Source organism: Vibrio cholerae ATCC 14035 (assembly GCF_000621645.1).
Lineage (GTDB): Bacteria > Pseudomonadota > Gammaproteobacteria > Enterobacterales > Vibrionaceae > Vibrio > Vibrio cholerae.
The window spans coordinates 125,144-151,595 of record NZ_JHXR01000004.1 but is presented as its reverse complement, the minus strand read 5'-3'; the positions used below and the strand labels follow the sequence as shown (position 1 = coordinate 151,595).

The 26,452-nt window shown below is 47.7% G+C and carries 20 protein-coding genes; 10 read left to right on the top strand and 10 right to left on the bottom strand.

Annotated elements, in window-relative coordinates; all coding sequences use genetic code 11:
* Positions 1-33 precede the first annotated feature (33 nt).
* The 7 genes from T411_RS0105650 to T411_RS0105620 form a co-directional block, all read right to left on the bottom strand.
* On the bottom strand, positions 34-507 hold the full coding sequence (locus tag T411_RS0105650; protein ID WP_000121059.1) for a DUF2947 domain-containing protein: 474 nt from the start codon (positions 505-507) through the stop codon (positions 34-36).
* A gap of 94 nt (positions 508-601) precedes the next feature.
* Entirely contained in the window at positions 602-1,177 is a 576-nt protein-coding gene (rimJ, locus tag T411_RS0105645; RefSeq protein ID WP_001013815.1) for a ribosomal protein S5-alanine N-acetyltransferase, read from the bottom strand.
* Entirely contained in the window at positions 1,177-2,718 is a 1,542-nt protein-coding gene (gene tyrR / locus T411_RS0105640) for a transcriptional regulator TyrR (protein ID WP_001888682.1), read from the bottom strand. The genes rimJ and tyrR overlap by 1 nt, the downstream gene beginning before the upstream one ends.
* 113 nt (positions 2,719-2,831) lie before the next feature.
* A complete protein-coding gene (locus T411_RS0105635) occupies positions 2,832-3,851 on the bottom strand; it encodes a YcjF family protein (RefSeq protein WP_001281590.1) in 1,020 nt (339 codons plus the stop codon).
* On the bottom strand, positions 3,848-5,221 hold the full coding sequence (locus tag T411_RS0105630; RefSeq protein WP_001188974.1) for a YcjX family GTP-binding protein: 1,374 nt from the start codon (positions 5,219-5,221) through the stop codon (positions 3,848-3,850). The genes T411_RS0105635 and T411_RS0105630 overlap by 4 nt, the downstream gene beginning before the upstream one ends.
* A gap of 224 nt (positions 5,222-5,445) precedes the next feature.
* Positions 5,446-5,631 (bottom strand): hypothetical protein, encoded by a 186-nt coding sequence (locus tag T411_RS0105625; RefSeq protein ID WP_001137099.1) that lies wholly within the window; start codon positions 5,629-5,631, stop codon positions 5,446-5,448.
* A gap of 148 nt (positions 5,632-5,779) precedes the next feature.
* Positions 5,780-7,297 (bottom strand): fumarate hydratase, encoded by a 1,518-nt coding sequence (locus tag T411_RS0105620; RefSeq protein ID WP_000216113.1) that lies wholly within the window; start codon positions 7,295-7,297, stop codon positions 5,780-5,782.
* Between the two features lie 175 nt (positions 7,298-7,472).
* Here T411_RS0105620 and pabB point away from each other — a divergent pair, with 175 nt between their 5' ends.
* The 4 genes from pabB to T411_RS0105600 all read left to right on the top strand — a co-directional run bounded on the left by pabB (position 7,473) and on the right by T411_RS0105600 (position 12,666).
* On the top strand, positions 7,473-8,849 hold the full coding sequence (gene pabB, locus T411_RS0105615) for an aminodeoxychorismate synthase component 1 (protein ID WP_001063909.1): 1,377 nt from the start codon (positions 7,473-7,475) through the stop codon (positions 8,847-8,849).
* Positions 8,850-9,045: 196 nt separating this feature from the next.
* Positions 9,046-9,660 carry a CoA pyrophosphatase gene (locus tag T411_RS0105610; protein ID WP_001179676.1) on the top strand — a complete coding sequence of 205 codons (615 nt, stop codon included), beginning with the start codon at positions 9,046-9,048 and terminating at the stop codon, positions 9,658-9,660.
* A 298-nt stretch (positions 9,661-9,958) separates the two neighbouring features.
* Positions 9,959-11,212, top strand: coding sequence for a serine transporter (locus T411_RS0105605; RefSeq protein ID WP_001098618.1), 1,254 nt, complete (start codon positions 9,959-9,961; stop codon positions 11,210-11,212).
* Between the two features lie 92 nt (positions 11,213-11,304).
* The gene (locus T411_RS0105600; RefSeq protein ID WP_000626426.1) at positions 11,305-12,666 is read left to right on the top strand and encodes an L-serine ammonia-lyase; all 1,362 of its coding nucleotides are present in this window, start codon (positions 11,305-11,307) and stop codon (positions 12,664-12,666) included.
* 88 nt (positions 12,667-12,754) lie between these two features.
* On the opposite strand, the gene queD is transcribed toward T411_RS0105600, so the two are convergent.
* Positions 12,755-13,117 carry a 6-carboxytetrahydropterin synthase QueD gene (gene queD / locus T411_RS0105595; protein ID WP_000845978.1) on the bottom strand — a complete coding sequence of 121 codons (363 nt, stop codon included), beginning with the start codon at positions 13,115-13,117 and terminating at the stop codon, positions 12,755-12,757.
* 403 nt (positions 13,118-13,520) lie between these two features.
* Here queD and T411_RS0105590 point away from each other — a divergent pair, with 403 nt between their 5' ends.
* Both T411_RS0105590 and asnS read left to right on the top strand, forming a co-directional pair.
* Positions 13,521-15,152, top strand: a complete 1,632-nt coding sequence (locus T411_RS0105590; RefSeq protein ID WP_001088888.1) for a methyl-accepting chemotaxis protein — start codon at positions 13,521-13,523, stop codon at positions 15,150-15,152.
* A 146-nt stretch (positions 15,153-15,298) separates the two neighbouring features.
* The gene (gene asnS, locus T411_RS0105585) at positions 15,299-16,699 is read left to right on the top strand and encodes an asparagine--tRNA ligase (protein WP_000220370.1); all 1,401 of its coding nucleotides are present in this window, start codon (positions 15,299-15,301) and stop codon (positions 16,697-16,699) included.
* A gap of 65 nt (positions 16,700-16,764) precedes the next feature.
* Here asnS and thiD read toward each other — a convergent pair whose 3' ends face one another.
* A complete protein-coding gene (gene thiD / locus T411_RS0105580; RefSeq protein ID WP_000104385.1) occupies positions 16,765-17,613 on the bottom strand; it encodes a bifunctional hydroxymethylpyrimidine kinase/phosphomethylpyrimidine kinase in 849 nt (282 codons plus the stop codon).
* 535 nt (positions 17,614-18,148) lie between these two features.
* On the opposite strand from thiD, the gene T411_RS0105575 reads away from it, so the two are divergent.
* The 4 genes from T411_RS0105575 to T411_RS0105555 all read left to right on the top strand — a co-directional run bounded on the left by T411_RS0105575 (position 18,149) and on the right by T411_RS0105555 (position 24,054).
* Positions 18,149-19,600: an HD-GYP domain-containing protein gene (locus T411_RS0105575; protein ID WP_000799135.1), complete on the top strand. Its 1,452-nt coding sequence runs from the start codon at positions 18,149-18,151 to the stop codon at positions 19,598-19,600.
* A 368-nt stretch (positions 19,601-19,968) separates the two neighbouring features.
* Positions 19,969-21,153 (top strand): amino acid aminotransferase, encoded by a 1,185-nt coding sequence (locus T411_RS0105565; RefSeq protein ID WP_000462150.1) that lies wholly within the window; start codon positions 19,969-19,971, stop codon positions 21,151-21,153.
* Between the two features lie 304 nt (positions 21,154-21,457).
* On the top strand, positions 21,458-23,347 hold the full coding sequence (locus T411_RS0105560) for a CBS domain-containing protein (protein WP_000338504.1): 1,890 nt from the start codon (positions 21,458-21,460) through the stop codon (positions 23,345-23,347).
* 5 nt (positions 23,348-23,352) lie between these two features.
* Complete coding sequence (locus T411_RS0105555) at positions 23,353-24,054, top strand: 3'-5' exonuclease (RefSeq protein WP_000460392.1); 702 nt, start codon at positions 23,353-23,355, stop codon at positions 24,052-24,054.
* 131 nt (positions 24,055-24,185) lie between these two features.
* Here T411_RS0105555 and T411_RS0105550 read toward each other — a convergent pair whose 3' ends face one another.
* Positions 24,186-26,075, bottom strand: coding sequence for a methyl-accepting chemotaxis protein (locus tag T411_RS0105550; RefSeq protein ID WP_000779048.1), 1,890 nt, complete (start codon positions 26,073-26,075; stop codon positions 24,186-24,188).
* Between the last annotated feature and the right edge of the window lie 377 nt (positions 26,076-26,452).

The window sequence follows — 26,452 nt, the reverse complement described above, 5'->3', positions numbered from 1 at the left end:
AAGAAGAGAAAAATCCGGCCGAAGCCGGATTTTTTATGGGCGCTGCCCGAATTTTACTTTGCCTTCGCTACTGAACCAGAGCGCTTCTTTACGCCGGCGGCCAAGCAAAAACGGGCCATCATCGTAAAACAGGAAGTTCTTCCAATGGCGCTTAAACACTGACCATTTGGTCTCCAGTACGTTGTATTTCTCGTAGCAGAAATACACGGTGACATCATCTTGCCATGCTAGGTGGGCGGCCAATGCTTCCGGCAATTCTGGTTCATCGCTCTCCCACTCCGCCATCCAGCCTGTCTCACCAGACCAGCTATTGGCTTTGCGTGGCCAGTCGTGAGAGCTCAAACGCTCAGCGTCAGGACTTGTCGCACTGATGTTCTCCTTCCAAAATTGTGCTGCGCGTAGTGGCTCCATGGGTTTGATCTGAGCGAGATCAGCTTCAGGCACTGGCATCGACGCATGGGTAAAAATCCATTTTCTTTGGTATTGATCCAAAGGCAAATAAGACATTGAGTTTCCTTAAACTTTCAGCCAGCCGTTTTGGCTCGCTTGTTCAATAATGTGTTTTGCGTGCTCCCAAAGGGTTTGGGGTTCGCCGAACGGGTTATTCTTTCCAATTGGGATTGATCAGCGAAGTCAGGTTATGGTCTTCCCATTTACCGTTGATCAGTAAGTAATCTTTAGCATGGCCCTCAAGCACGAAACCCACGCGTTTGAGCACATTTTCACTGCGTTTATTGTGCGGAATGTAAGAAGCCATTATGCGATGCATGTTGTGCTCGCTAAACATGTACTGACAAGCCATCGTCAAAGCACGCGTCATGATCCCTTTGCCTTGCGCCTCATAGGCCAGCGAGTAACCGACATTACACGCATGGAATGGGAAGCGGATAATATTGCTAAATGAGATGGTGCCTAACATGGCATCATTTTGCGCATCCAAAATCAGTAGATAGTAACCGAGCTTCATTTTGTGCAATTCATTGAGCTTAATTAGCCTTTGCAGCCAGCCGGACTCAGTAAAAAACTCAGCTTCACGCCTTGGCTCCCACTCAATCAAGTGGCTTCGGTTATCCACAAAATACTGGCTTAAACGCTCGGCGTCGTTGATTTGCGCGCAGCGTACAACAATGTCACCATCGGTTTGATAGAAATGGCATTCGCTGTTTAATCCATTCATCAGCGCTTCCTTATTCCATAATCCCTCAGCTTATTCGCGATCGACGTGTGAGAAACATTGAGTCTTTTCGCCAACTTACGACTGGAAGGAAAAGATTGGAACAGACGATCCAACACTTGCGATTCGTACTCCTTCATGATGTCGTCGAGCGAACCATCGAGGTTGATACTAGGCGCAGAACTTACGCTGTCCACTTGCGGTAGGTGGAACGGTTCAATACCCAGCACATCCCCTTCAATTTCAGTTAAGGCACGCAGCACCATATTGTCCAGTTGGCGCATATTGCCCGGCCACTGATACTGACTGAGTTTATCCAGCAGATCGTCGGTCAACTTAGGTTTGAGCATGCCCAACTTGTTACAGTGTTTGGTGATGAAGAGTTCAAGCAGCGGCTGTACATCACTTGGGCGTTCACGCAGAGGTGGAATACGCAGCGTCAAGACATTGAGGCGGTAGAACAGGTCCTCCCGAAAACGGCGCGACTCGGCCAAATCCGCTAAATTATGACGCGTGGAGGCAATCACACGCACATCCACGTGGATTTCATGCTCCTCCCCGACACGACGGAAAGTGCCATCTTGCAAAAAGCGCAGCAGCTTAATTTGCAAATGTGGACTCATTTCACCAATTTCATCCAGAAATACAGTGCCACCATTGGCTTGCTCAAAAATCCCTTTATGACCTTGTTGATGGTTAAAAGATCCCGGCGCATGACCAAACAATTCGGTTTCGGCCACATCATCCGGCATCGAAGCGCAACTCAGAACCAAAAAGGGTGCAGAAGAACGATCCGAACGGTTATGGCACGCCTTAGCGAGCATCTCTTTACCTGTGCCGGTTTCCCCTTCAATCAGCAGAGGTTGATCAAGCATGGCCAATTTTTTCGCTTGGCTCATCAGGCTTTTGTGTCGATTCGAAACACCCACAAAATGTTCAAAGCCTAAGTTGCTCTGTAGTGGGATTTGAGTTGTGCTAGTCAATCCCGCATTCGCAGCACGTAACATCATCATCGCGCTGGCTAAGGTGGATTGTTTGGCATCGCTCGAAATGTAAACGGGCATGATTTCCATCACATAATCCAGTCCATCCAAGACCACATCTTCACGCAGACGAGACTTACTGCCTTCCAGCCAACGTGTGAAGTTGAAGACGGGCATCAAGGCTGAAATTTGCTGGCCGATCATGCTGGATTCTTCACGATTGAACAATGCAGCCGCAGCGTGGTTAGCCATATCCACCGCGCCTTTGAGGTTGATCGCCAATACCGCATCAGGCAAGTTATTGAGCAGAGAAATCAATTCGGTGTTGTGCCGTTCAATCGGCATGAACTGGATTTTACGGACATCTTTCACCCCGGGAATGCGGCGAATTTCCGCCATCAGTTCACTGAAGGTTTCAAAATCAATATCAGGACAATTGAGGTAAATAATACCGATCACATCGATTTCGATCCCTCGCAGATCGATGCTTTTGGAGGCGAGAATATCCAGTAACTCGCGAGTCAGACCTAATCGGTCTTCACAGAGGACTTCAAGACGCACTTTAATAGGATCCTGTTTGAAAGTGTCACGAAAAGTTGACAGTAGTTTCGCCCAAGCCCAGATCGGCGTCAAGCGATCCGTGATAACGGATCGCAGTTTCCGAGAATGAAAGGTTATTTGGCGAGCAAAGCAGCCACTTTACTCACGACTTGCTTACGAACCGCACTCAGTTTGAGTTGACGATCGGGGTGCCATGGCAGTGGACGCAGCAACCCTACCGCTTTAATGCCCAAACGTGCGGTCAGAATACCTACGCCTACCCCCTGCCCTGCACGGGCAGAAAGGCGTCCGGCCAAGTCCATGGAAAACAGATCCACGCTGGCATCAACAGCCAATTCACTGACTCCAGCTAACGCCATATTGAGCAATACGGCTTTAAACAGTTTTATGCGTGACCAGTAACCGAGTTCAACGCCATACACTTTTGCCAGTTGATCCACCATGGAAAAGTTACGCCAAGCCACCAGCAACATATCAGCAATCGCGAGCGGGCTAATCGCCACTAATGCGGCCGCTTCAGTCGCATAACGAGTCACAATTTGGCTGGCTTGTTTGTCTTGTTCGGCCACCACCAACGCATCATACAAATCGAGAATTTCTGCATCACTGTGGCTACTATTGAGAGCCGATAGCCAACGTTGGTAGCCCTGCTTATCCACTTTACCTTGTTTGGCTATCTGCTCACAGAACACTTGGCCTTGGCCAACTGCATCATTCTCCATCAAGATTTGCGCTTGTTCTTGAACACTAAAATGCTGACGTAGACGACGCAGTTTCCACAACTCTTTCGCGATAGCGCCCAACCCTAACGTCGCCAAAGCACTGATAAACCCCACCCATCCTAGGCTGAGCCAGTCCGAATGTTGAATGGCTTGTACCACGCTATCGATAGCCTGCCATGCGACCAAACCACTGAAAGCCGCAAACAAGCCACCGGCAAACCATTTGCGCCCTTTGCTGGGTCGAATGACGGTGTCAAGCTCAGCTTCCAATGCCTCTTCTGCTGGCTCTTCCATGTTCATGGGCACAAACTTTTCTTGTGCGCTAAACTGCTGCTGAGCCGTCAAGCTCGGCGTTTCTAAACTACCTTGCAGTGGCTCGCTAAAAATCTGTTTGGTTTTAAGATCGCTCATCGCAGTTTATCTCCAATCAGAATGTCGAGGGCTTTATCGACTCGAATGTGCTGGCATGGCTCATCCATCGCCGTGGGCAGTGGACGAAACGCCGTAAAATCAAACGCCTGACGCTGCCAATAATCGGGATCTGGCAGTTTGCGCGGCACCTCACCGGGAAAGAGCGTGATGGATTCACCTTCCAGAGTGATACCTTGAATCGCCGCCACCTTCTGCTCTCCCTGCATGATGTAACCTGACTGCGTGGCGCGCACCGAAGCCATGCTGATGCAGTTCATTTCAATATTTTCATAGGCTGCATGCTGCCATGCCGGATGGATCATCTGCTGCAATAGAGAAACCATATTGACATGCTGCTCCGGTGTTACATGGTCAGCCTTAGTAGCCGCAAAGACGACTTTATCGATTTTGGGTGCAAATAAACGGCTGAGCAAACCACTGCGCCCATAGCGGAAACTGTGCATGATTTGCTCCAGCGCGCTGCGCATATCCAAAAACGATTCGTGCCCAACATTGAGCGGCGATAGGCAATCCACCAACACAATCTGGCGATCAAACGTCGCGAAATAGTCCTTATAAAAGGCTTTTACCACCTTGTTTTGGTACTCCTGATAGCGCGCTTGCAGCAAAGCGTAATAGCTCTGCTTGCTCACTGAGCCCTGCGGCGCATGACACGGGAAAAATTGCAGCACAGGCGCACCTTCCAGCTCCCCTGGCAACACAAATCGTCCCGGCTGAACCCAATGCAGTCCACTGGCTTTACATTGATGCAGATAGTCGGTGTAACTCGCGGCAATCGCCGCCAAGGTTTGCTCATTAGCTTCTTGGTGAAGATCAAGCTGCTCCACAGCGTCACACCAAGGCTTAGCGAGCTCTTTGCGTAACCCATGCAGAGCATGAAATTGCTGTGCTGACCAAGTGGCGTAATCCATCTCTAATAGCGGTAAATCGAGCAACCACTCTCCGGGATAGTCGATAATGTCGAGATAGAGAGTTGCACTACTGGTGAGTAGCTTTTTGCTGCGTTTTTTCGGCTTGTATTTGATCGCCAAACGAATTTCGCTTACATCTCGGGTTGGCACTGGCCAGTTTGCAGGGCTGCTTTGCAACTCGGTTAACGCTTCATCATAGGCAAAGCGTGGCACCATCATGTTGCTTTGCGGCACACGCTTTGCGCCAATCAAGCGCTGCTCACGATCCGCCGCTAACAGAGGGAGATTATGATGGCTGGACGTATGCAGCAGTTGATTGACGAGAGAGGTAATAAACGCCGTTTTACCTGCGCGCGAAAGTCCCGTCACCGCAAGACGGACATGAGAATCGAGGCCACGATGGATAAAGTCGCTCATTTCTTGACGAATACGCTGCATTGTTCACTCCAAATCAGGATTTCGCACAGCTTAATAAACTCAAGCTTAATGTGAGATGAATATACCCTTCCTACTTAAAGTGGCAGCAGTGCTGACTACCTGAAACGCCAAGTCGTTCGGGTATCGCTTTTGCTCAGGTAAGTACTAGGCACAGAGCAAATCACAATGGGTAATGGCTCGCTCCTGTCTATAAGCCATTCAAGTCACAGGAGCGATAAGAGGGATTAATCTTCTTCGATCAGTTTGTAGATGACAAACAGTGCGATCTCAAGCAGCACAAATAAACCGCAGGTGATGGTGACGTATTTATCATTAAAAATGCTGATACCGTTCAAAATAAGGTCGTAACCGACCACAGCACCGATCACCACAGCAATAATGATTTGTAGAATCTGAATAAAACGAGGCATGCCTACTAACTCCTGACCTATCGATAACGAAATGAATTGTATACCAAAACTACAGCTTCGAGTAGGAAAGGTATCCTATTAAAAAGGTGCAACTTACGTGCACCTTTGTCATTTTTTGCCAAGTTCCTCGCTGAGAAGAGGCAAGCCTTTACTTGGCCGCTTCAGCGATTTTGACCCGCCAAGTATCTGGACCGATTTGGTGCGCATTCGCGCCCGTTGAATCCACAGCAACAGTGACTGGCATATCTTCGACTTCAAATTCGTAGATTGCCTCCATGCCTAAGTCTTCAAACGCGACTACGCGAGCTTTCTTGATCGCTTTCGCCACTAAGTAAGCCGCACCACCGACTGCCATCAAATAAACAGCTTTGTGTTTTTTGATCGATTCAACGGTAGCTGGGCCGCGCTCAGCTTTACCAATCATGCCCATGACGCCGACCTCTTCCAGCATCATGTCGGTAAACTTATCCATACGAGTTGAAGTTGTAGGGCCTGCAGGGCCAACCACTTCATCGCCTACTGCGTCCACAGGACCTACGTAGTAAATGAACTTGTCTTTCAAATCGACACTGTCAGGCAATTTTTCGCCTTTTTGCAGCATGGTTTGAATGCGTTTATGGGCGGCGTCACGACCAGTGAGTATCTTGCCAGACAGCAGAACCGTTTCACCGGTTTTCCACGTTTGGATCTCTTCACGGGTGATGTTATCAAGATTGACACGACGCGTATTCGCGCCCGCTTCCCAAGTGATTTGTGGCCAATCTTCTAACTTAGGCGGTGTTAACTGCGCAGGGCCGCTGCCATCGAGTGTGAAATGCACGTGGCGTGTCGCCGCACAGTTGGGGATCATGCAGACAGGCTTAGAAGCGGCATGTGTCGGTGCCGATTTGATTTTCACATCAACCACTGTGGTCAAACCACCAAGGCCTTGCGCGCCAATACCGAGCTTATTCACACGGTTGAAAATGTCTAAACGCAGCTCTTCTTCCGCATTTTGCGGACCACGCTCGATAAGCTCATGAATATCAATGTGTTCCATCAAAGCTTCTTTGGCGAGGACGGCCGCTTTTTCCGCCGTACCGCCAATACCAATGCCGAGCATGCCCGGTGGACACCAGCCCGCGCCCATCAAGGGTACGGTTTTTTCTACCCATTCCGCAATATCATCGGACGGATTGAGCATCACCATCTTGGTTTTGTTTTCACTGCCGCCGCCTTTGGCCGCAATTTGAATATCCACTTTATCGCCAGGCACCATATTGATGTGCACCACAGCTGGGGTATTGTCTTTGGTATTGATGCGCTTGCCCGCAGGATCCATCAATACTGAGGCACGCAGTGGGTTATCTGGGTTGGTGTACGCTTGGCGCACGCCCTCATCCACCATCTGCTGCACCGTCATGTCGGTCGAATCCCATTGCACGCCCATACCAATATTGACGAAACAAGTGACAATACCCGTATCCTGACAAATGGGGCGGTGGCCTTCTGCAGACATGCGCGAGTTAATCAAAATCTGCGCTATCGAATCTTTCGCCGCTTGGCTTTCTTCACGTTGGTAGGCTTTTTCTAGGGCTTTTACAAAGTCTAATGGGTGGTAGTAGGAGATGTACTGCAGCGCATCAGCGACACTGCTGATCACATCTTGCTTGCGTATTACCGTCATTGCTCGCCTCGTTATTGTTATGCTTCCGTGTACTGCGACTTGGGTGAATTACTGCTTCCAAAACCGAAGGAGACGCTCACTCTTTAAGTAGCAGCTTTGTATGAGATTTTTATGATACTCTTGCTTTCCCTGCGATGCTACGCAATGAACGGTTTCTCTGTCACAAATTACACAAATGAATAACAACCAAACTTTGTCAATTGAACACAAAAAATTAACTTATCACCCTGATATTGCTAAACAATTTTTCACATCCATTGAGCAGCAACCTTGGGCAATGCTGCTGCGCTCTGCGTCTACCACCCATATGGATAGCCGCTTTGATATTCTGGTCGCCAATCCTTTCGCCACTTTAGTGACTTTTGGTGATGAAACTGAAATTCACGCCCAGAACGGCGTGACATTGTCACGAGAAGATCCTTTTGCGCTTCTTGCTGACATCCAAGAGCAGTATCTTCCTCAAGTGACTGATGAGTCGGAGTTACCTTTTGTTGGCGGTGCTCTGGGGTATTTTTCCTATGATTTAGGACGCCGAGTCGAAGTCCTCCCTAGCTTAGCAGAACAAGATATTGCTATGCCCGATATGGCCGTGGGCATCTATTCTTGGGCGCTCGTGGTCGATCACCAACAGCACACCGCGCAATTGGTCGGACAAAATGTTGAAGACGCTTGGGGTTGGTTAAACCAACAAGAGGCGATAAAGCCAAGCGAAGTAACTGACTTTGCTCTCACATCGCCTTGGCGATCCAATATGAGCTATACCGCCTATCAAGATAAATTTGCTCGTGTACAGGACTATTTACGCTCGGGAGACTGTTACCAGATCAACCTCGCGCAGCGTTTTCAGGCTCACTACACTGGTAGTGAATGGCAAGCGTATTTGAAGCTGGAAAAAGGTAATCAAGCGCCCTTCTCCGCCTTTTTGCGTTTGCCACAAGGCGCAATTTTGAGTGTTTCTCCAGAACGTTTTCTGCAAGTTTGTGATCGAGTGATTGAAACCAAACCGATCAAAGGCACACGTCCACGCCATGCCGACAAGCAACAAGATGCCCTACTCAAGCAAGATTTAGTCAGCGCAGAAAAAGATCAGGCCGAGAATTTAATGATTGTCGATCTGCTGCGTAATGATATTGGTCGTGTGGCAAAGCCGGGTAGCGTGCATGTACCTAAGTTGTTTGATGTCGAAAGCTTTCCCGCCGTGCACCATCTGGTGAGCACGATTCGCGCAACACTGGATGAGCAATACCAAGCCGCCGATCTGTTACGCGCCTGTTTTCCCGGCGGTTCGATTACGGGAGCGCCCAAAGTGCGGGCAATGGAAATCATTGAGGAGCTCGAGCCGCATCGCCGTAGCGCTTATTGTGGCTCAATTGGCTATCTCAGCCGTCATGGAAAAATGGATACCAGCATCACGATCCGCACTTTAGTGGCCTATCAGCAGCAGCTTTACGCTTGGGCGGGTGGCGGCTTGGTGGCTGACAGCGAAGGCGCTGCGGAGTATCAAGAAACGCTAGATAAGTTAAGCCGAATTCTTCCAACCCTAGAATCCTAACTCTCAGTTTGAACCACCGTCAGCACCGCCTATGCTCGCTGGCGGTTTTCTTCTCAAGCCATCCCCTTCCTACGTACAGCGTCAAGTCGGTAGAAAGGGGATATCATATCTGGCAAATGTGCAGTAACCGACAGCGCATCCTTTTGAAACACGCTATAACAGGTGTTATACGTTAATCACGGTATAGAGGCCTGCTTTGCAAAACATTAGCCGTCACGAGTTTATCCAGCAGTTTCAGCTCCATTTACCCGCCGCCTATCCTCAGGAAAGCTTGCGGCGCGTCGCACATTTAGCGCCAGAGAAGCTACGTAAAGCGTCGGTATTGATTGGCGTAGTAGAACGCCCGCAAGGCCTACAAGTGATCATGACCAAGCGCGCAGCACATTTGAGGCATCATCCCGGGCAAATCAGTTTTCCCGGCGGAAAGTACGAAGAGAGCGACCACTCGTTACAGCAGACGGCAAAGCGAGAAGCACGAGAAGAGATTGGCATCCCAGAAGAGAAAATTCGTATTGTTGGTCAGTTGCCTGAGTTAGTGACCGTAAGCCAATTTGCCGTGACGCCTTTTTTAGCTTTTGTCGAATCCGACTACCCGATTCAGCTCGATCACAACGAAGTCGATGAAGTGTTTGAAGTGCCGATCAGTTTTTTGCTTGATCGAAAAAAGATCTACAGCGGGACTTTTCAGTTAAAAAAACACCGTCATAAACTGTTCGCCCTCTCCTATAAACAACATTTTATATGGGGTATGACCGCACAAATCATCCAATCCCTTCAAAAACAATTTATTAATTACAATGAGTTAGTTTGAAGGCCTATTTTTCTCACTTTGGGCAAGGCAATACAAATCATTAGAAAATCTAATCAAAAAAACAAGCAAACGTTTTCCTGACCATTCACTGAGAATTTTTCACGCAAACATAACTAAATCTAATCCAACCCATTAACAATTCTCACATGTGGCACGCCAATTTCGTGATCAAAAATAGGTTTTTGATAGAAGTTTCAATAAGTACAACCAATCATGATTTAGATCTAGTTTTCTTATGTGAAAAATGTGCAAAAATGCGCTCCGACTTATTTCCTGTTCCCAAAATGAGTAAAAACATATGAATACTACAACAGCGGCTACTTCTACAGCACGTTCTGCTAGCAAGTGGACCTACAAAGATTTCACCTGGGCTCTGTCCCTTTTCGGTACAGCGGTTGGTGCAGGTGTCCTGTTCCTACCTATTAAAGCGGGTGCGGGTGGCTTCTGGCCATTAGTTCTTCTCGCACTGATTGCCGCCCCAATGACTTGGTTTGCACACAAGTCTCTCGCTCGTTTCGTATTATCTGCAAAAAATCCTGATGCAGACATCACTGACACGGTTGAAGAACATTTTGGTAAAGCTGGCGCTAACCTCATTACTTTTGCTTACTTTTTCGCCATCTATCCTATCGTTCTGATCTACGGTGTGGGCATCACTAACACGGTGGATTCTTTCCTCGTTAACCAAATCGGCATGGAATCGATTCCTCGCTGGTTACTATCTGGTGCACTGATCACGGCGATGACTGCTGGTGTGGTATTTGGTAAGGAGCTGATGCTGAAAGCCACTTCTGCCATGGTTTACCCACTGGTATTCATTCTGCTGGCTCTCTCTTTCTATCTGATCCCTGATTGGAACACTTCCATGATGGAAGTCGCACCTGACTGGTCAGCAATGCCTGCTATCGTATGGCTTGCGATCCCAATCATCGTGTTCTCTTTCAACCACAGCCCAATCATTTCTCAGTTCTCTAAAGAGCAACGCCAACAGTTTGGTGATAAAGCCGTACAAAAAACGGACATGATTACTGGCGGTGCAGCGATGATGCTGATGGGCTTCGTGATGTTCTTCGTATTCTCGGTAGTTCTATCACTGTCTCCTGCAGAGCTGGCGATGGCAAAAGAGCAAAACATCTCTGTTCTGTCTTACCTAGCTAATGAACACGCTTCACCGATCATCTCTTACTTAGGTCCAATCGTGGCATTTGCAGCGATCACCTCAAGCTACTTCGGTCACTTCTTAGGTGCTCATGAAGGTCTAGTCGGTCTGGTGAAATCACGCAGCAACATGCAAGTCAGCAAGATTGAGAAAATCTCTCTGGGCTTCATCGTCATCACCACTTGGATTGTAGCAATTGTGAACCCAAGCATCCTAGGTATGATTGAAACCATGGGCGCACCAATGATTGCTGCTATCTTGTTCCTGCTGCCTGTATTTGCAATGCACAAAGTGCCTGCAATGGCTAAGTTCAAGACTTCAGCACCTGTACAGATTTTTACAGTTATTTGTGGCTTGGCTGCGATTAGTTCTGTAATCTACGGCGCTCTTTAATCTCTACCTCTGCGTATGAGCTTAAAACACAAAACATAACTATACCAAAAGCCTCCCTACCCTTAGGGGGGCTTAGTTTTGAGGCATTCAAAATGATTAGTGTATTTGATATCTATAAAATCGGTGTTGGTCCTTCAAGTTCACACACGGTTGGACCGATGAAAGCGGGTAAAGAGTTTATTGACGAACTACGCTCAATGGGAAAATTGCGCGACGTCACTAAAATCACCGTGGACGTTTATGGATCGCTATCACTGACAGGGAAAGGTCACCACACGGATATCGCTATCATCATGGGTCTGGCAGGCAATACGCCAGAGAAAGTGGATATCGACTCGATTCCGAGCTTTATCGCTCGTGTAGAAGAAACAGAACGTCTTCCTGTTGGTATGCACTGTCATACCGTCTCTTTCCCTCGTGAAGGTGGGATGAATTTCCACCGCACTAATCTGCCTTTGCACGAAAACGGCATGCAGATTCACGCATGGATCAACGACGAGAAAATCTTCAGCAAAACTTACTACTCTATCGGTGGTGGTTTCATTGTTGATGAAGAGCACTTTGGTAAAGAGAACGAATCTCTTATTCAAGTGCCTTACGCTTTCCGTTCAGCGGAAGAGCTGCTGAACCAATGTAAAGAGAGTGGCCTCTCGATCAGCACGCTCGTTATGGCGAACGAAAAAGCCATGCATTCTGACGAAGAAGTGCGCACCTATTTCGCGAACATTTGGCGTACCATGCGTGAGTGTATGGAACGCGGGATGAACACCGAAGGCATCCTACCTGGGCCTTTGCGTGTACCACGCCGTGCGGCAGCGCTGCGTCAACAACTGCTGACGTCCGAAAAAACCACCAACGATCCAATGGCGGTGGTTGACTGGGTAAACATGTATGCGTTTGCGGTTAACGAAGAAAACGCAGCCGGTGGCCGTGTAGTCACTGCACCGACTAACGGTGCGTGTGGCATTATCCCTGCGGTACTCGCCTACTACGACAAATTCATCCAAACCGTGACTGAGAAAGACTACATCCGTTACTTCGCTGCTTCTGGCGCGATTGGTGGTTTGTACAAACGTAATGCGTCTATCTCAGGTGCAGAAGTGGGCTGTCAAGGTGAAGTCGGTGTCGCTTGTTCTATGGCAGCAGCGGGTCTTGCTGAGCTTTTAGGCGGTAGCCCAGAGCAAGTCTGTATGGCGGCTGAAATCGCGATGGAGCATAACCTTGGTTTGACTTGTGACCCTGTTGCAGGACAAGTACAGGTGCCATGTATCGAACGTAACGGCATTGCAGCGGTGAAAGCGATCAACTCAACCCGTATGGCGCTGCGTCGTTCTTCTGCCCCACGTGTTTCACTGGATAAAGTGATTGAAACCATGCTGGAAACCGGCAAGGACATGAATGCTAAGTACCGTGAAACCTCACAAGGTGGCTTGGCGATCAAAGTGATCTGTTAATCAGAACCTTTTTGTGCTTACAAAAACGCCCGGATTTCCGGGCGTTTTTTATGTGGGGCGTTTTCACTCTGAATCTCAAATCGATTCGCTATTCACCACGATAAATACAACCCGCGGTGCAGGTTTCTTTGATCTCGACTTTGCTCAGCAGCGGTAAGCTAGGCTTGAGTTGCTGCCAAATCCATTTCGCCAACACTTCACTGGTTGGGTTTTCTAACCCTTCGATATCATTCAGATAATAGTGATCGAGACGATCATAAATCGGTTTGAATGCCGCTTTGATTTCCGCAAAATCCACTACCCAACCGGTATGGGGATCAACCTCACCTTCAACATACAGACGAACTAAAAAAGAGTGTCCATGCAAACGACCACACTTATGACCAGCGGGCACATGCGGTAAGTGGTGAGCAGCCTCAAACATAAACTCTTTGTATAATTCTGTTTTCATCATCATTCTCGGGGCATAAAAAGAGCCGCAATACTAAGAAATCTCTGCTGCTGAAACAAGGCTATTCAAAACATAATTCGGACAAACCGCCCCTCTCACACCAGCGACTGAGAAACATTCCTCAATAATCAATGCAATATACCCAAACTACTTGGAGTTGCAGGTAGGCGGCAAGTGAGTGAGTCCCCATGAGCATAGATAGACTATGTGATTGGGGTGAACGAACGTAGCCAACACCGCTGCAGCTTCAAGTAGGAAGGGTATAGCTAAGAGTATGCGTCATACCTCATATTTAAACTCACACTTTGGTTAAGGTCACACTAACAATTGGTCTACGTTTGTCACCTAGTGAATTAACGCTATATTTACATAAGTCGGGGTCACTTATAATTACAAAACTATCATGAACTCATCCATTCTTAGTAAATTGCTGCTGACATTAATCACCGTGTTTGCCTTAGTTTTGGCGGGCTCAACGTCTTATCAATATTGGCAGCAAAAAGATCTCATTCATTCCGTGTTAAGTGAGCAGCTGCACGACAAAGCCAGTAACTACTTTGATAGCCTGAACATGATGATGCTGACTGGCACCATGGCACAAAAAGAGACGCTACGCCAAAAAGCATTAGCACAAGATGGCATTGAACAAGTTCGCGTCATTCGAGCGCCTTCTTTAAACAAGATTTATGGCCCCGGAAGCACGGATCAACAACCGAAAGATGAAATTGATCAACGGGCATTACAAGGCGAAACCATTATAGAGCCCTATCAAGCCGATTGGGGGAAAGGCATTGTGGTTGCCTTGCCGATGAAGTCGAGTGAAAACTATCGTGGTACTAACTGTGTGGCTTGTCACATCGCACCAGAAGGTGAAGTGCTTGGTGTAATTCGTCTTGAGTTTAATCTTAACCACTTAACGCAAATGGTGAATCATCGCACTCTTATTGGTGTCGGCATTATGTCGGTTATTGCGCTGTTTGGTTTTATGTTGACGCTGTTTTTCATGCGTAGAATTATCGTTCTCCCTTTGCAAAAAACGTCGGCCTTTATGTGTGAAGTGAGTAAGAGTAAAGATCTTTCCCATCGACTCGAAAACGATAGAAAAGATGAACTCGGGCAACTGGCGGTATCCATCAACTCACTGATGGATACGGTGTCAGACAGCTTGCAACAAGTGCAAGACACTTCCCATTCCCTTGCTGATTCGGCCAAAAAGCTTACGAATGTCGCGCAAGTCACCGATCAGGCGGCCAACAATCAACAAAAAGAAACTGCAGAAGTGCAAACCAACATCACGGATATGCAAGGTAAGCAGCAACAAGTGGAGTTTGCGACCGAAGAAGCGTCTAAATTGGTCAATCACACCACCAGTATTGTTCAGCAAAGTGCCAAGCAAGCACACGCAGCCAGTGAAGATATCAAAAATCTGGTGGGCGATATTGAGGCGGTCAAACAACGGATTGTGGAATTAAATAATCAAACTGGCCAAGTATCATCCATTCTTGGCGTGATCAAAGGCATTGCCGAACAAACTAACTTACTTGCGCTGAATGCCGCTATTGAGGCGGCGCGAGCGGGCGAACAAGGTCGCGGTTTTGCTGTCGTTGCAGATGAAGTGCGTCATCTTGCATCACGCACCACTGAAGCAACCGGAAATATTGAAAACATCATCGCAGGATTTCAGCGTGACAGCCAAGCCTCGCTCTCTTCGGTAGATACCGTCTGCTCTCATGCGCATCAGCGTTCATCCGAAGTGGAAGAGCTCTCAGCGGCCATGACTCGTGTGGTCAGCGAAATGCAACAAGTGCTAAGCCATGCTATGGGCATTCAAGAGCAGACCAAACGCACCACGGAAGTCAGTCATGAGATCCAAAATAAGGTTGATGTCATCACTCATCACGCGAACAACACATCACAATCGGCAAGTGAGACGCGTGAGATCAGCATCGATCTTGAACATTTGTCACAACAATTGGAGTCCTTGCTGAATCAATTTACTTTGATTGCTAAGAATTCTGCGCGGAAACCACATTAAAGGTTGAAGCTGACAAATTGACAGGTAATATGTTCCGTTGAATCTGTAAAACTCTCTACAACCCAATGTTTCGTCTATTTTTTGCGCAATGACGAGCGCAAATGGCATTGGGATGTCTTTATATCTCAACGGAGACTGTAATAAACATGACTTACGCGCCTGTAAATGACGTACTCAGCGGCAAGCTCGCAGTAGACAGTGAAGTCACTGTTCGCGGCTGGATTCGCACACGTCGTGATTCCAAAGCTGGAATTTCGTTTCTTGCCATCTATGACGGCTCTTGTTTCAACCCGATTCAGGCCGTGGTTCCTAATAATCTCAATAATTACGACAACGAAGTTCTGAAGCTCACTACAGGCTGTTCCGTTGAAGTAACCGGTAAGATTGTTGAATCTCCAGCTTCAGGCCAAGCATTTGAACTGGCTGCGTCTGACGTAAAAGTCGTCGGTTGGGTTGAAGATGCTGACACTTACCCAATGGCGAAAACGCGTCATTCGATTGAATATCTGCGTGAAGTGGCTCACCTGCGTCCACGTACTAACGTGATCGGTGCGGTTGCGCGTGTTCGTAACTGCTTGGCACAAGCGATTCACCGTTTCTACCATGAACAAGGTTACTTCTGGGTTTCAGCGCCTCTTATCACCGCTTCTGATGCAGAAGGCGCAGGTGAAATGTTCCGCGTTTCAACGCTGGATATGGAAAACCTACCGCGTACTGATGCAGGTAAAGTGGATTACAACCAAGACTTCTTTGGTAAAGAAACCTTCCTGACCGTATCAGGCCAGCTCAACGCGGAAGCTTACGCTTGTGCGATCAGCAAAGTGTACACTTTCGGTCCAACATTCCGTGCGGAAAACTCAAACACCAGCCGTCACTTGGCGGAATTCTGGATGGTTGAACCTGAAGTTGCATTCGCTGACCTGAACACTGTAGCAAAACTGGCTGAAGACATGCTGAAGTACGTGTTCAAAGCCGTACTGGCAGAGCGTCGTGACGATCTTGAGTTCTTTAACGATCGTATTAATAACGAAGTGATTGCGCGTCTTGAGCAATTTGTTGAATCTGATTTCGCACAAGTGGATTACACTGATGCGATTGAAATTCTGAAAAACTGCGGCAAAACGTTTGAATTCCCTGTTGAATGGGGCATTGATTTGGCTTCTGAGCACGAGCGTTTCCTTGCAGAAGAGCACTTCAAAGCACCGGTTATCGTGAAGAACTATCCAAAAGACATCAAAGCGTTTTACATGCGTATGAACGAAGATGGCAAAACCGTTGCGGCGATGGACGTCTTGGCACCGGGCATTGGTGAAATAATCGGCGGTTCACAGCGTGAAGAGCGTTTGGATATTCTTGATGCGCGTATGCGTGAATTTGGCATCGATCCTGAGCACATGGACTGGTATCGCGACCTGCGCCGTTACGGCACAGTGCCGCACGCGGGCTTTGGTCTGGGCTTCGAGCGTCTCGTGTCTTACGTAACTGGTATGGGTAACGTACGTGACGTTATTCCGTTCCCACGTACTCCACGTAGCGCGAGTTTCTAATTCCGCTCTGTTGAATGTAAAAACCGTCTCAAACGAGACGGTTTTTTTATACCTCAAGCTCACTCTTATTGGCTTTTCTGTTGGCTTTTAGCCATTTGCAGTAGATAAAAATGGTGTATCGGCCCATAACCTCGGCCGATCCTCAATTGATCGGCATGCACAATAGCTTGGTGGATATACTGTTTGGCTTTATCCACCGCTTCCACTAACTCAGCCCCCTGCGCTAAGTATGAAGCAATCGCAGATGAGAGTGAGCAGCCCGTGCCATGCGTATTCTTCGTAGCAATACGGGGCGCACAGAAATAACGACTATCACCACTTTGAATCAGTAAGTCATCACTGTTGGCTTGCTGATGGTCGTGACCGCCTTTGAGCAGTACCGCTGGTGTGTTTAACTGACTAAGCGCGGTAACACCCTGCTGCGGATTCTGCTGCCATTCTTGTTGCGTCATCCCCACTAAAACCGCCGCTTCTGGCAGATTAGGCGTAATGAGATTGGCTAACGGTAATAGCTCACGTTTTAACGTCTCGACTGCCTCTGCCGCCAATAAATGATGGCCACTGGTTGAGATCATCACTGGGTCGAGCACAATCCATTTTGGTTGATATTGGCGTAGTTTCTTAGCAACCAGAGCGATGATTGGGGCATCCGCCAGCATACCAATTTTGACTGCCAAGACGGGAATATCGCTAAACACGGCGTCTAACTGTTGCTCAACCACTGCTAATGGCAAAGGAAAAACGGCGGAAACACCCTGCGTATTTTGTGCAGTAATCGCGGTAATCACTGAGCAGGCGTAACCCCCTGTCGCTGAAATGGCTTTGATATCGGCTTGAATTCCAGCGCCACCACCGCTATCTGAGCCTGCGATAGTCAGCACTATGGGAGTATGAATAGAAGAGATTGTTGACATAAAAGCTCCTGTGAAAACAGGAACTGATCCCAAACTGCAAATCAATGGTGAGACAATACCAGCGGTTGAGGATAGTTCCCTACGTCAGTCCTAACTGAATCAGGTTCAACGGGTCTCGCTACGCGATCTCAGCCTTTAATTCGCACGTTGTTATACCCAAACGACTTGGAGTTGCAGGTAGGCGGCAAGTGAGTTCATCCCCATGAGCATAGATAAACTATGTGATTGGGGTGAACGAACGTAGCCAACACCGCTGCAGCTTCAAGTAAGAAGGGTATATACGCTCTCAGGCTCCCCGACTACAGGACGTATCTTAACAGTATTCCTTGATACAAAAAGCAATTATTGCTCCTCTCAATCGTTACACTCTGATACGACCACTCAAAAAATGTTCGTTTTAAAGTGGTCATCACCCAGCAATGTCTATAAAATCCGCGCCTTTATTCAAAACGATAATAAATCACACTCACTTTAATGATGCTGCTTATACTTAACTAGCCGTAACTTATTGACCATTTGGGTTCTATCACTTGCTATGAAAAACACGATTTACCATGCCCCACTGACGTTTGGACTCTATGCGCTTGCTGGAGTGCTCTTTGCGCTTTACACAAGCCGAGTCTGTCCTTTTCTCGCGACATTAAGCACTCGTGAAATCGCCACTCAGGTGGGTGCTGTCTTCATCCTCGCATGGCTGATTCGGCATACTCTGCTTCGCCAGCACATTTGGGCAAGAAAACAGCAATTTATCCAATTGGACACGGCACTCCTCTTCGCAATGAGCCTGCCTTTAGCGCTTTACTACAATCTGCAATACCAGTTCACGTTAGACAGTAATTTAAAAGTACTGTTTGGAATGACCTTATTTGGTTTCTTCACCGGAGCGTTATTGCAATTAAGCAGTAAGTTAAGAACGCTGCGCCAAATGCCTCAAAGTCAGAACCTTGCTCTCTCTTCTGATGAGCGACGTTCCTTAGTCAAACAGCTGATTGGCTTGATCGTCCTTTTAATCAGCACACTGACGGTGATGCTCAGCATGGTCGCAATCAAAGATATTCACTGGCTGGAAAATAACCCTGCGCGCCTACTTGATGGCAGTGGCAAGATCAGCATTGTGAAAGAGTTTGCCTTTTTGTCCTTGGTGTTAGGCGGCTACATCACGGCCATTCTCGTACTCTGGAGTCGAGTGATGAAAGAGATCCTCGACCATCAGGAGCGCTCATTGCAAGCCGTGACGCAAGGCAACCTCCAAGTACGCCTTCCCGTCTACTCTAACGATGAGTTAGGCAATGTCGCCATGTTGACCAATCAGATGTTAGACAGCTTAGAAGCTACGCAAAATGAGGTCAAAACCACACGTGATGTGGCTATCGTCAGCTTATCGGCTCTCGCGGAATCACGAGATAACGAGACAGGGGCACATATTCTTCGCACTCAAGAATACGTCAAAGCGTTAGCAGAATATCTCGCTGCTTTTCCCCAATATTCAACGCTGTTAACCCCGGCTTATATCGAACTACTCTACAAATCCGCGCCATTACATGATGTAGGCAAGGTTGGCATTCCAGATTCGGTTCTGCTCAAACCGGGCAAACTGACCGATGAGGAGTTCACCGTCATGAAAGAGCATCCGCGTATCGGGGCGCAAGCACTTGCGATTGCTGAGCGCCATTTAGGGACGAGCTCCTTCCTCGCCATTGCCAAAGAAATTGCTCTCACTCACCACGAAAAATGGGATGGCACGGGTTATCCGGCGCAATTACAAGGAGAAGCCATCCCGCTTTCCGGTCGCTTAATGGCGTTAGCCGATGTGTATGATGCCTTGATTTCAGCTCGGGTTTATAAACCGGCTTTTAGTCATGACAAAGCCAAAGCCATTATTGTCGAAGGCAGTGGTCACCATTTTGATCCTGTCGTGGTCGAGGCTTTTCTCGCGGTTGAGGAAAAGTTCGTGGCCATTGCAGCACACTTTAAAGATGCCGCATAAGGTTGTAGTTATACCTTTTCTACTTGAAGCTGCAGCGGTGTTGGCGACGCTCTGCTTTGCGAATGCTCAATCCATGACGATGGAAAGAAATGAAAATTTAATACGTAATGATCTGAACATCGCCAAATCTTATCTTATTGATGTATTGCCTCAATAACCGGACAAAAATTCATCTCGCCTTAGGCTGAAAAGCCCAAGGCTTTTACATCACAAATGACCAACTATTCCCAGTTTTTCAGCCAAGTAAAAATTTTTCGATATTTTCTTTCAGGTGCTGTTGTCACCTGAATACGAGGGAGGTATAAATACGGTAAATTTTGATGAGTTCAATCATCCCTTCCCACCCTAACTTGACATGGATGTGCTTTATGTTCGAAAAAGTCGTTGCCGCTCCCGCTGACCCTATCCTAGGTTTAACTGAAGAGTTCAAAAAAGACCCTCGTACCGACAAAATTAACCTCGGTGTAGGTATTTATAAGAATGAAGCAGGTGAAACCCCGGTTCTCGCTACTGTAAAGAAAGCAGAAGCCGCACTGCTTGAGTCAGAGAAAACCAAATCTTATCTCACGATCGAAGGGACAGCTGAGTACGGTTTAGCAGTACAAAAACTGCTGTTCGGCGCGAATTCGGACATAGTGACACAAAAACTGGCAAAAACAGCGCAAGCCCCTGGTGGCACTGGTGCGCTGCGTGTGGCGGGTGAATTTATTAAGCGTCAACTGGGCGATGTGAAAGTCTGGATCAGTAACCCAACTTGGGCTAACCATCACGGTGTGTTCAATGCCGCTGGCTTGGAAACTACGCAATACGCTTATTATGATGCCAAAGACAAAGATTTTGCCGCTATGCTGGCAGATTTAGAGCAGGCAGAGAAAGGCGATGTGGTTTTACTGCATGGCTGCTGCCACAATCCAACGGGTATTGACCCAACAGAGCAAGAGTGGGAAGTACTGGCGAAATTGGTGGCTGACAAAGGCTTACTGCCTCTGTTTGACTTTGCTTACCAAGGCTTTGCTTCAGGTGTGGAAGAAGACGCGGCTGGCCTACGTATTTTTGCGAAATACAACTCTGAGATTCTGGTTGCCAGCTCTTTCTCAAAGAACTTTGGCTTGTACAACGAACGTGTCGGTGCCTTCACGCTGGTTGCACCTTCAACAACCGTTGCAGAAACGGCGTTCTCACAAGTTAAAGCGATTATCCGCTCTATCTACTCAAACCCACCAGCTCACGGTGCTGCCGTTGTCACTTATATTCTGAACAACCCAGAATTACGCGCAGAATGGGAAGCCGAAGTCGCGGAAATGCGTGAACGTATTCAAGAGATGCGCGTACTTTTCGTTAACACATTGAAAGAAGTGGGTGTAGACGCTGACTTTAGCTTTATCGAGCGTCAAAACGGCATGTTCTCTTTCTCTGGCCTAAGCAAAGAGCAAGTTGCACGCCTCAAATCAGAGTTGGGTATCTATATCGTCGGCTCTGGCCGCATCAGCGTAGCGGGGATGACCAAATCAAACATGCTACCCTTGTGCCAAGGCATTGCTGCGGTGATGTAATCGCATCGTCAATGACTCTCTTAAACCGGCTGGAATATGGCCGGTTTTTGTTTTTTTACTGTTCATATACCCAAACTACTTGGAGTTGCAGGTAGGCGGCAAGTGAGTTCATCCCCATGAGCATAGATACAGGTAAACGAACGTAGCCAACACCGCTGCAGCATCAAGTAGGAAGGGTATAGATAGACTCCTTTCCCTATCTCTGCGTGCTCCGATTAGCCCTAAGGCAATAAATTGAGGTAGTATGGTCTGCCATACCGCCAAAAACATTGCCTAACGCATGTTTGTAACGATAGGAGCCTCCATGGACGCCGAGTTAATCGAGATTCAACAATTCCTGCAACAGCATCCGCCTTTTGATGCCTTACCCAACGAACGACTGCCTGAAATCGCTCAACAAATTGAAATTGCCTACTTTCGTAAAGACACACCGATTATTGGCTATAAACAAGCCATCAGTGATTTATATTTGGTTCGTAGTGGGGCGGTCGAAGTCTATCGACGTCATGGTGAGCTGTACAATCGACTGACGGAAGGCAGTCTATTTGGACAAATGGGGTTATTAACGCGTAACCAAGTGTCTTTTGCGGTCACTGCAATTGAAGATACGCTGCTGTACTGTTTGCCTGAAGCGCTCTTTCACCGTTTACACCAAGAGTTTGATAGTTTTGCCGATTTTGTTGAAGTAGAGCAAGCCGTACGCTTGCGTCAAACCGTTGCTAAACAAAAAGAACAAAATGATCTTATCACCAGCAAAGTCAAACAGCTGTTAACCCGTTCAGCACCAACGATAGACAAACAAGCCTCTATTCAACAGGCGGCACAGCGCATGGCAGATGAAAATGTCTCTGCGCTGCTGATCCTCGATAACCAGATCCTGCTTGATACGGAAGATGACTCAACGCCCATGGTCGGCATTGTCACGGAACGAGACCTCTGCCGACGCGTCTTGGCGCAAGGTATGGATGTCACACAGACCGTCAGCCAAGTCATGACTCATGAGGTCATCTCGCTGGATCATAACGCTTACGTCTATGAAGCCATGCTCGCCATGCTACGCAATAACGTTCACCACCTCCCTGTATTAAGAGAAAGGCAGCCGATTGGTATCATCGACATGACCGACATCGTACGCCATGAGTCGCAAAACTCATTGCTTTTAGTCAGTCGTATCTACCAGCAAACTTGTATTGATGATTTGGCTCAACTCGCCAATGAAGTCAAAGCAAGCTTCGTACGTTTAGTTAACGAAGACGCCAATTCACACATGATTGGTACTGCGATGTCGACCATTGGCCGCGCTTTCACGCAGCGCATCATTGAATTAGTCGAGGCCGAGTTGGGTGCTGCGCCACTACCCTACTGTTTTGTCGCCTTTGGTTCGATGGGACGCGATGAACTGTTGATTGTGACCGATCAAGATAATGCTCTGATTTTAGATGATCGCTACGATGTGCAGCAGCATGGTGCTTATTTTGCTCAATTTGCTGAGTTGGTGTGTAGGGGATTAGACCGCTGCGGATACCCATTGTGTGATGGTGAGATCATGGCTAGCAATCCGAAATGGCGCATGACTCGCAAAGAATGGGAAACCTGCTTTGCTGACTGGATTGATAATCCCAACCCGCAAGCTCTGCTCAATGCGTCGATTTTTTTTGATCTCGATGGTGTCTATGGCCGCACCAAATGGGCCGAGCAACTGTCTGGTTTTATCGTACGCCGCGCCAGACGCAATCAGCGATTTTTAGCCTGTTTGGCGCGTAATGCGCTCAATCGCACGCCGCCACTGGGCTTTTTTAAGAATTTCGTGATGGAAAAAGATGGACGCCATAACAACTCCATCAATTTGAAACGTCGCGGGACAGCACCACTGGCAGATTTGATCCGCGTACATGCCCTCGCCGCAGGTTCACGCGCTAAAAACTCGTTTGAACGTTTAGATGATGTAATTGAAGCAGGATTGCTCCCACAAGGTAAAGGCAAAGATCTGCGTGATGCCTTGGAATTCATCGCTATGGTGCGGATTCGCCATCAAGCGATTGATGTTGAACAAGAGCGTGAGGCCGACAACAGTATCGAGCCGGAACATCTTTCGGACTTTGAACGACGCAACTTAAAAGATGCGTTTCAGATCCTCAGTAACGGACAGAATTATCTTAAGTATCGTTACCAAGCCAACCAACATTTTAAGTGAGCGCCATGTTCGATTCTGCGATTTACTGGCCCGCTCGATTTGCTCACTTAGCCCAGCAGGCTCGGCAAACCCATTTACAGCGCTTTTATGCTCAACCTCTGGTTGAAGGCTCAACACCGATTCATCAGTGCTCACTGGTTGCCCTCGATTTTGAAACAACGGGACTGAATGCCGAGCAAGATGCCATTGTGAGTATCGGTTTAGTGCCTTTTACTACTCAACGGATTTTTCTTAGTCAAGCTCGGTATTGGTTAGTAAAACCCTCTCAACCGCTTGAAGATGAGTCGATAGTGTTCCATGGGATCACGCACTCCGAGTTGCAGCATGCGCAAGCTCCAGAACAGGTGTTGAAGGAATTACTCGAGGCGCTGCACGGCAAGATTGTCGTCGTACACTTTAGGCATATTGAACGTGATTTTTTGCGCCAGATTAGCCTGAATATATGGGGCGAGGCGATCGAGTTTCCCGTGTTGGATACATTAGAAATTGAACGTCAGTTACTGGATAAGCAACGCTCGCTGTGGCAACGGATTGCACGTCGACCTTTACCCTCAATACGCCTTGGGCAATCACGGATGCGTTATCACTTACCGCCCTACTCACCTCACCATGCGCTGACGGATGCCATTGCGACCGCAGAACTTTTTCAAGCGCAGTGCGCGCACCATCTCCCACCCCACACCGCTATTCAGTCTTTGTGGCTTTAGGCTCTGTGCTCTGTGGCTAAGAGCCCTATATAGGTCTTTGACCGCGAATCGAAACTCGAAACGACGAGATACATAAGAACGAAAAAGGAGCGCATCAAGCGCTCCTTACTCTGACTTTGTCAGTGACGTCATTACAGTTTAAAACGACGGATCTCTTGTTCTAACTCATGAGACAGTTCAGACAACTCTGCAGCTTGTTCAGCAGCGGAGTGAGCTTCTTGCGCGAGATCATTTGAAACATCACGAATACCTACGGTATTGCGAGTGATCTCCGAAGTCACAGAAGCTTGCTCTTCAGCCGCTGACGCAATTTGCGTCGCCATATCACTGATACGTTCTACAGTTTTATGGATCTGCTCCAAGCTAACCGAAGCTTCATTCGCATCATCAACACTGGTGTCCGCGAGGCGACGACTGTCGTCCATAATACCTACCGCTTTACCTGTGGTGGCTTGCAGCGTTTCAATCATCTGCTGGATTTCTTTGGTCGACGCGTGGGTACGTTGACTCAACACACGAACTTCATCAGCCACGACAGCAAAACCACGTCCTTGCTCACCCGCACGGGCAGCTTCAATGGCCGCATTCAGCGCCAGTAGGTTGGTCTGTTCAGCGATGTTCTGAATCGTCGACAGAATCGTACTGATTTGGTGACCATGTGCTTCCAGCTCTTGAATAACTTCGGTCGCGACTTGTACTTCTTCAGCCAAAGATTGAATCGAACGCTGCGTTTGAGTGACTTGACCCGCGCCATGGACACACGCCGTCACGGCTTCACCTGCGTTTTGCGCCGTGTGATCCGCATTACCCGCAATTTCTTGAGTGGCAGCAGCCATCTCATTAATTGCGGTAGCCACCATATTGATTTCGTCTTGTTGCAAGCGAATTCGGCTACTGCGCTCTTCCGCTTGTGCCGCCGTCACTTTCGACTGCTGCGCCAATGCGGCTGAAACATGGCTTAACTTGAGTACCATGGTGTGCATGTTGCTCACAAAGGTATTGAAGTTGCTTGCCAGTTGTCCGACTTCATCATCACTGCGAGGTTCTAAACGTTGTGTCAAATCGGCATCACCAGAGGCAATTTCCTCCAGCGCTTTCGATACACGACCCAAATCACGGAACAAGAAGCTAACGAGCCAAGAGACAATCACAACCACAATCACAATCACAGTGATCAGTAACGCAGTAGTGATAAGGCCTGTTAATAACTCAGAATGAGAGGCGTATTCGGTATCACTGTCCATCTGTACTGCGAAATACCAAGGTGTATCGGGTACCGCAGTGAAAAAGAAGAACTTCTCCACGCCATTCAGTTTAAGCGCAAGCAACTCACCTTGATTCGCAGCACGCTCGATAGTGCGCATGTCCAAAGCAGAAGAGAGCGTCGTCACAGGCTTCAGTAGCAAGGATTTATCTGGATGTGCTAGAAACGAACCGTTTTGGCCATCAATCAACATGGTTTGTGCATTTTTTCCTGCGTCCATGCTGATCACGTCCGCAATCAGCTGATCAATGAGGACATCTGCGCCAACCACACCACTCATATTACCGTTAAGGCGAACAGGTTCTGCAATCGTCACAAGCAGTGCGCCGGTTATCGCATCACTGTATGCGGTGGTGATGATCTGCTTACCCGCACTGGCTGCATCTTTATACCAAGGGCGCGTACGTGGATCGTAATCCGCACGATTACGCTCTGGATGTGAGCGGTACATCGCGCCATCAGTCGTACCGTAAAAAATATCGTCAAAACCACCCGCATTGCGCGCTTGTTGCAGATAAGGGACAACATCTTGTGCTTCAATGTGAGCATTAAACGCAGTACTAATTGATTTACGGATAGAAATCCAATCTGAGATGCCTTTAGCAGCGGTCGAAGAAATTGCGTCAGCACGAGTATAAACCGCATTGCTGGTTTGCTGTTGCAATTGACTGGCGGAAAACCAAGTCAATGCCGTCGCCATCACCACCACTGCCGATAAACTTGCGCCAATCAGTTTGTGTTTTAGTGTTAATTTCATTATGTCAAACAAAAGGTTGGAACGAAGGAGTCACGATAGTAAACACTATTCGATTAAAGCGCACTCGTTTTGTCATTTTTTCTCACAACTTGTCACAGACCAGAATTAACCTTTTATGTTATAAGGTCTTAAACGACAAATTACTGGCTTATGCCAAACTTTTTGCTCTCACACAACGTGATTTGCCTTCCAAAATCACATATAACTAAAGGATATAAGCTTATGAATAGAAAATATCTGATAAAGACAGTTCTCAACAACATATGTTGTGCATTTTTTTACAGTTCTGCTATCTTTCGCGCTTAATGAGACCTGCAATTTCCTGCGATACCGTCCGGTCAGCAAAATTGCAGTAAACTCTTAAGCTATCTTCGTAT

Coding starts and splice junctions, on each gene's coding strand:
- T411_RS0105650 (WP_000121059.1), bottom strand. CDS start 507: ATGTCTTATTTGCCTTTGGATCAATACCAAAGAAAATGGATTTTTACC.
- rimJ (WP_001013815.1), bottom strand. CDS start 1,177: ATGAATGGATTAAACAGCGAATGCCATTTCTATCAAACCGATGGTGAC.
- T411_RS0105635 (WP_001281590.1), bottom strand. CDS start 3,851: ATGAGCGATCTTAAAACCAAACAGATTTTTAGCGAGCCACTGCAAGGT.
- T411_RS0105630 (WP_001188974.1), bottom strand. CDS start 5,221: ATGCAGCGTATTCGTCAAGAAATGAGCGACTTTATCCATCGTGGCCTC.
- T411_RS0105625 (WP_001137099.1), bottom strand. CDS start 5,631: ATGCCTCGTTTTATTCAGATTCTACAAATCATTATTGCTGTGGTGATC.
- T411_RS0105620 (WP_000216113.1), bottom strand. CDS start 7,297: ATGACGGTAATACGCAAGCAAGATGTGATCAGCAGTGTCGCTGATGCG.
- pabB (WP_001063909.1), top strand. CDS start 7,473: ATGAATAACAACCAAACTTTGTCAATTGAACACAAAAAATTAACTTAT.
- T411_RS0105605 (WP_001098618.1), top strand. CDS start 9,959: ATGAATACTACAACAGCGGCTACTTCTACAGCACGTTCTGCTAGCAAG.
- T411_RS0105600 (WP_000626426.1), top strand. CDS start 11,305: ATGATTAGTGTATTTGATATCTATAAAATCGGTGTTGGTCCTTCAAGT.
- queD (WP_000845978.1), bottom strand. CDS start 13,117: ATGAAAACAGAATTATACAAAGAGTTTATGTTTGAGGCTGCTCACCAC.
- T411_RS0105590 (WP_001088888.1), top strand. CDS start 13,521: ATGAACTCATCCATTCTTAGTAAATTGCTGCTGACATTAATCACCGTG.
- asnS (WP_000220370.1), top strand. CDS start 15,299: ATGACTTACGCGCCTGTAAATGACGTACTCAGCGGCAAGCTCGCAGTA.
- thiD (WP_000104385.1), bottom strand. CDS start 17,613: ATGTCAACAATCTCTTCTATTCATACTCCCATAGTGCTGACTATCGCA.
- T411_RS0105575 (WP_000799135.1), top strand. CDS start 18,149: ATGAAAAACACGATTTACCATGCCCCACTGACGTTTGGACTCTATGCG.
- T411_RS0105565 (WP_000462150.1), top strand. CDS start 19,969: ATGTTCGAAAAAGTCGTTGCCGCTCCCGCTGACCCTATCCTAGGTTTA.
- T411_RS0105560 (WP_000338504.1), top strand. CDS start 21,458: ATGGACGCCGAGTTAATCGAGATTCAACAATTCCTGCAACAGCATCCG.
- T411_RS0105555 (WP_000460392.1), top strand. CDS start 23,353: ATGTTCGATTCTGCGATTTACTGGCCCGCTCGATTTGCTCACTTAGCC.
- T411_RS0105550 (WP_000779048.1), bottom strand. CDS start 26,075: ATGAAATTAACACTAAAACACAAACTGATTGGCGCAAGTTTATCGGCA.